The sequence below is a fragment of the Vibrio sp. 10N.222.47.A9 genome, assembly GCF_963872585.1.
Taxonomy (GTDB): Bacteria; Pseudomonadota; Gammaproteobacteria; order Enterobacterales; family Vibrionaceae; genus Vibrio; species Vibrio splendidus.
Map to the genome: position 1 here is coordinate 68517 of NZ_CAWNBB010000040.1, position 6000 is coordinate 74516.

Sequence of the window (6000 nt, forward strand, 5' to 3'; positions counted from 1 at the left end):
GTATCTATCAATGTAATAATTCTTTAGATAGCCACAATATCTATTGAGAAATGCAAACTTGGTCATGTACCCTATCTGCATAGTTAATTGGATTCTGGATTAAACATGTTTGAATATAATGGCAAGCAAATCGAAACCGACGCTCAAGGCTACCTATTGGATTACACACAATGGGAAGAAGGTATGATTGAGATTCTTGCTCAAGACGAGGCGATTGAATTGACTGAAGCACACTTAGAAGTGGTACATTTTGTAAGAAGCTTTTACGAAGAGTTCAAAACCTCTCCGGCTGTTCGTATGCTCGTTAAAGCGATGGAAAAAGCGCACGGCCCAGAGAAAGGTAACAGCAAGTACCTATTCAAATTGTTCAAGAAAGGCCCCGCTAAACAAGCAACCAAGCTCGCGGGTTTACCTAAACCAGCAAAATGCTTGTAAAGCTTAAACAGCTTTAGGTTGCTCTCAAGGTAAAAAGGTAAATACTGTAGTGCGCTAGCTACAGTATTTTAAATTCCCCTACACGCACATCCTGCCGCTCACTTTCTTTAACTTGATTCATCACTACATGGTCTACTGTCGCACTCGAAGGGCCAATATTGAGCCAAGCGTGGAACTTCTCTATTTCCTTACCCTTTCCGACAGCTAACACTTCAACCCGGCCATCATTTAGGTTCTTTGCATAGCCTGAAATGCCCAGAACTTGTGCCTGCCTACTGGTGTGATAGCGAAAACCAACACACTGAACTACGCCAGATACGACAAAAATATATTGTGAACTTTCCATAACGTTGCCTCATAAATTGTATGAATGATATAGTTGCGACTCTATTCATTCACCGCTTATTGGTGGACTTACTTCGAGTATAACGATTATGAAAGAAATCCCATTTCGTTAGATTGACAAATATCTCATTCACCTAAAAATCCAAGAAAAGTTCTATCTACTCTTCTTATTACCTCTTCTCGCCCTGGTTATATTAACTCTTGTTTTAGATAGCGCCGCAGACTCTTTACTTGCTCATCTTTATCAAGAAGAAATGCTCTTGATGAAAGGACTTATCGAAGCGGGTCAACTGACGAAAGATCAAGTTGCTCAACTTGTCAGTAATTCTGAAACCATCTCTTTAGGCTATGGTGTTGGTTCCGTCTCAGTTATGAACGGTGCATTCAGCTTGGTTGCGAACCATGACCAAAACTTATGGTCAGCTCTATCTACGACTCAGGTTTCAATTATCGCAGTAACCCTAACGCTGATCGCACTTGGTGTTTACTACATCATGACTTTCATCGGCGGCGCAATGTTCTCTATGAACAAAGCGTTAAGCACGCTAGCGAGTGGTGATCTCACCTGTCGTATGAACTAGTTCCTCGTTCGTGATGAGTTTAGTGAAATCGCAATTACTATTGATAAAGTAGCAGAGCGCGAACAAAACATGGTTCTATCAATCCAAGAGTCTGTCGCACTCATGCAGCAGATCAGTTCTGACTTAAACCAGTCGACACAACAGAGCTCAGACATCTCGGGTAACCAACAAGAACATCTGAATAGTTTGGCAAGTGCAACCGAACAAATGGCAGCTACGATTCGTGAAGTCGCAACACTTGCTCATGAGTCTAGCTCTCAGACTATGGACGCTCGCGGTGTTGCACAGAGTGGCCAAGTAAAAGTTTCAAATACATTGGAATCTATCTCAAGCCTATCTCAAGAAATTCAATCAGCTTCGCAAGCGGTAGAAGAGCTTGATGCTAATGCAGCGCAAATTGATGAAGTGGTCGCTACCATCAATGGCATCTCAGAACAAACTAACCTATTAGCCCTGAATGCTGCCATTGAGGCTGCACGTGCTGGCGAGCAAGGTCGTGGATTCGCTGTTGTCGCCGATGAAGTCCGTGCCCTTGCCGGCCGTACTCAACAAGCGACGGTTGAAATCCAAAGTATGATTGAATCATTACAACGTAACAGCCAATCGCTGACAAAATTGATGGAAGTGACTGTTAGCAATGCTAACGAAGGTCAAACATTGATGTCGGAAGTAAACGTTGAGATTGGATCGTTAGCTGAAAAGAACCAATCTATTTCTGATAGCAGCACTCAAATTGCTACTGCTGCTGAAGAGCAAGGTGTTGTTGCTGACAACATTGCACAAAGTGTTGAAGAGATTCGTCATCAATCAGACAGCATCTGTGAAATGATCAGTAAGAGTAATGTAAATGTTGACCAGCTTCGTAAGCAAAGCGATACGATGGAAGGTTTGCTGACAGGTCTTAAAGCTTAATACTGACATCTAACCACTATGTATTAATTAATCATTACTAGGGCTGCTTCTGCAGCCCTTTCTTATTTGCTTTTCCCTTGTACTTCCCCGACAATACCCCTCCTTCAAATTCAACAAACAGAGTAAATTATGACTCCTTCAATTCATCTAGCTAAAGGCCGAGATAAATCACTACGCCGCAAACACCCTTGGGTATTTTCACGCGGTATCGATAAGGTCGAAGGCGAACCACAACAAGGTGAAACTGTAGACGTATATGCTCAAAATGGTCAGTGGCTCGCAAAAGCAGCTTACTCACCAGAATCTCAAATTCGCGCTCGTGTTTGGACATTTGAAAAAGAAGAAATCAATAAAGCGTTTTTCATCAAAAGATTTAAAGACGCACAATCACTGCGTGAAGATATCATCGAACGTGACGGCCTAACGGGATACCGATTAACGGCGGCTGAATCTGACGGCCTGCCAGGTATTACTATCGACAAGTATCAAGACTTCTTAGTTTGCCAACTACTGAGTGCTGGCGCGGAATTCAACAAAAGCGTTATCGTTGAAGCTTTAGTTGAATGCTTCCCTGAATGTAATATTTACGAACGCTCTGACGTAGCGGTTCGTAAAAAAGAAGGTTTAGAGCAAACCGTCGGCGTACTGCATGGCGAAGAGCCACCTAAGTCAGTAGTCATTGAAGAAAACGGCGTGAAAATCAGCGTGAACATTATGGAAGGCCACAAAACGGGCTTCTACATGGATCAACGTGATAGCCGTAAAGAATCTATGAAATACGTTAAAGGCAAAGATGTACTTAACTGTTTCTCGTACACCGGTGGCTTTGGCCTTTACGCACTTAAAGGCGACGCGAAGCGTGTGATCAACGCAGACGTATCTCAACTTGCTCTTGATACGGCTAAGTTCAACGCTGAACTGAATGAGTTCGACATCTCGAAAAAGCGTGCTGTATTCCTAAACGCTGACGTATTCAAACTACTTCGCGAATACCGTGACCAGGGCACTAAGTTTGACGTAGTGATCATGGATCCACCAAAGTTTGTTTCAAGCAAGAACAACCTAACTTCAGGCGCTAACGGCTACAAAGACGTTAACATGCTAGCGATGCAAATCCTGAATCCAGGTGGAACACTACTCACCTACTCCTGCTCAGGTTTGATGGGTGCTGACCTATTCCAAAAGATCATTGCTGACGCCGCTCTAGATGCAGGCAGAACAGTGAAGTTTGTTGAACGCTTCGAGCAAGCAGCCGATCACTTGATCGATACAGCTTACCCAGAAGGTTTCTACCTAAAAGGTTTTGCTTGTAAGGTGCTTTAATTCTAGTGCTTTAGAATCTAAGCTTTTATAGAAAAACTGACGTATTAAAAAAGGGCCTTTCGGCCCTTTTGTCTAATTGTTTATGTCAGGAATATTTATAATATCGTTTAATAAACCACTCACGTTGGTAATACTCCCACTTTCAATGTAATCACTGAACTGGGAGCCAACACCTTGAATAATAACTTCTTGACTGTTGCCACCATCATTGATTGTGAGCTTTAGGTCTGCATTTGATAAATTATCACTGGCTTCAAGTGTTAAATTTACCTTATTAGCTTGAAGTAAACTATCTATGGTATCGTGTGAATCAGTATGTAGTAAGTCTGAAATATCAATTTTATCCTCACCCTTCGTGAAATCAGTGATTATATCCTGCTCTCCATTGCGAATATCAATCTTGCTGTTAGACGTATCTTGGTCAACAAACTTGAAGATGTCGTCATCACCACCACCGGTTAAGATGTCATCACCCAAACCACCGATTAAAATGTCTTCTCCAGATCCACCAGTTAAGCGATCCTCTCCCGATCCACCTCTTAAACCATCATTGCCTTCGCCACCATCTAATACATCATTACCTGCCGCACCATAGATAATATCAACACCACCTTGACCATACACATGATCGCCACCTGCGCCACTATGACCAACATCAATATGTGCACTGCTAAACTGTAAACTATTCAAGGCGCTGTTTTCATCAGAAGGGCTTTGAAGATGTTCTAGATCTCCACCAGACATAAACGCTTTCATGTCATTGTTAGCTGCGTTGATGCTTGCAGCAGAGTTAGCATTATTGTCGAGAGTAGTATGGCTGTCGCCCAAATACAGTGTGTCATCACCTTCACCTAGGAATACATCGTCACCTGCGGCGCCTACATCAATTACTATTCCATCTTTATGTCCGTCGACTTTTTGATTGTCCTTTCCTGCCGGATTTTGGCTCCAAAGCAGCTCTTCAGATGAATGCCCATAATGATTCAAGCGAACATGGTCGACTATATCACCTTCAGAGTTCACATCTGAAATATCATCTTGTAACCCAGTCAATAACCCCTCTTCGACAATCCTTGCTTCACTAGTACCTACGTCAGGCCTTTGTGGTAACTCTAACACTGTAAGGACTAAGTCTGCAGTGATTGATGCTGTATCAGAATTACTAACTTCAGTAGCAGTAGCGGTTATTGAATAATTATAAACCCCGGGAACATCTACAATTACGAATAAATTGTCCATATCTAAACTAGATATATCAACGCCACTATTTGAAGTAACAACCAATGTAACCGAACCATCAGTAATCTGTGTACCAATTGGAAGACCAGATAATGATAGGGATAATACTTCCGAGCTATCGATATCGTTCAATGCAGCTTCAAAGTCAGGCAGAGCTATAAAGCTATCTTCAAACCCTTGAGAGTCAGCTTTAACAATTTCCAAATTGTCTAAAATTGCACCTACACTACTACTAGCTTGTGTATCTGCTGAAACGAGTAATAGACGATAATTACCGCCAACATCTGATGGTAGTACAACTGTTTGATCTCTCAACCAATCCTCATCATTAGGTCTAAATTCATAAAGAACTGTCTCCTGACCTGTATCCATATTGATCCAAACAACATTGAGATCGGAGTTGCCATTTGAAATTGAATTATAACGACCGCTGATATCAAAACTGAACGAATAGTATTGCCCTTGTTCCACATCGATATCCGTATAAACAACGTCATCAACGTTGTAATATTCTATTTCTAAAACAGTATTTGTTGAGTCACCGCCAGAACGATATGTTGACTCTCTACCAACTTCGACACGGTTACCATTACTGCTATGCCACTCTCCTACAGTTCCGGGGCCGAATACTTGGTTGATATTGACACTACCCCAACTTCCGGAATAATTTGTATCATCAAAGTCAATTGCCGCTGTAACGTTATCGCTATTTACAGTCAAAGTCGGAGCGTCTGCAACGGCAGAAATATCAATAGACATTATCGAACCGCCACTGACATTTACCCCATCAGATGCATAGAAATTAAATTCGGTATAATCACCTAAATTATTCCCGGAAGTTCCTTCGTCATCAAGCATTGACGTACTAGATTCGTCCGAAATAGGAACAAAAACTAACTTGCCTGAGTCAATTTCTGATTGAGTGATTTCATACCCATCAGCCCCAATAACCGACCCTGTTAGTTCGACCCATAAGTTCCCGTCAAGATAGTAAAGAGTTCCAGAAGCAGGTTCACTTGTAATTACAATCGTTAAATTAGACGAGTCCTGATCTACCACATTAAAGTCTGACGACTTAAATGTGTACGTTGTATCTTCTATCCCCACAACGTGGGAGTTTGAAGTATCAAGTGCATCGTCATCATCTGTGATGGTCGCTTCGCCT

3 protein-coding genes and 2 pseudogenes are annotated in these 6000 nt (G+C 42.0%); 3 read left to right on the forward strand and 2 right to left on the reverse strand.

The window, feature by feature from the left end:
* The first annotated feature begins 105 nt into the window (after positions 1-105).
* Positions 106-435: a TusE/DsrC/DsvC family sulfur relay protein gene (locus AACT19_RS12115; RefSeq protein WP_065682172.1), complete on the forward strand. Its 330-nt coding sequence runs from the start codon at positions 106-108 to the stop codon at positions 433-435.
* Positions 436-493: 58 nt separating this feature from the next.
* Here the strand turns inward: AACT19_RS12115 and yccX are convergent, their stop codons facing one another.
* Positions 494-781, reverse strand: coding sequence for an acylphosphatase (gene yccX, locus AACT19_RS12120; protein ID WP_076646470.1), 288 nt, complete (start codon positions 779-781; stop codon positions 494-496).
* A 112-nt stretch (positions 782-893) separates the two neighbouring features.
* Here yccX and AACT19_RS12125 point away from each other — a divergent pair.
* Positions 894-2273 (forward strand): annotated as a pseudogene (locus tag AACT19_RS12125) (methyl-accepting chemotaxis protein).
* A 129-nt stretch (positions 2274-2402) separates the two neighbouring features.
* Positions 2403-3596, forward strand: a complete 1194-nt coding sequence (locus AACT19_RS12130) for a class I SAM-dependent methyltransferase (RefSeq protein WP_004733618.1) — start codon at positions 2403-2405, stop codon at positions 3594-3596.
* A gap of 72 nt (positions 3597-3668) precedes the next feature.
* On the opposite strand, the pseudogene AACT19_RS12135 reads toward AACT19_RS12130, so the two are convergent.
* Positions 3669-6000 (reverse strand): annotated as a pseudogene (locus tag AACT19_RS12135) (M10 family metallopeptidase C-terminal domain-containing protein); the annotation flags it as partial.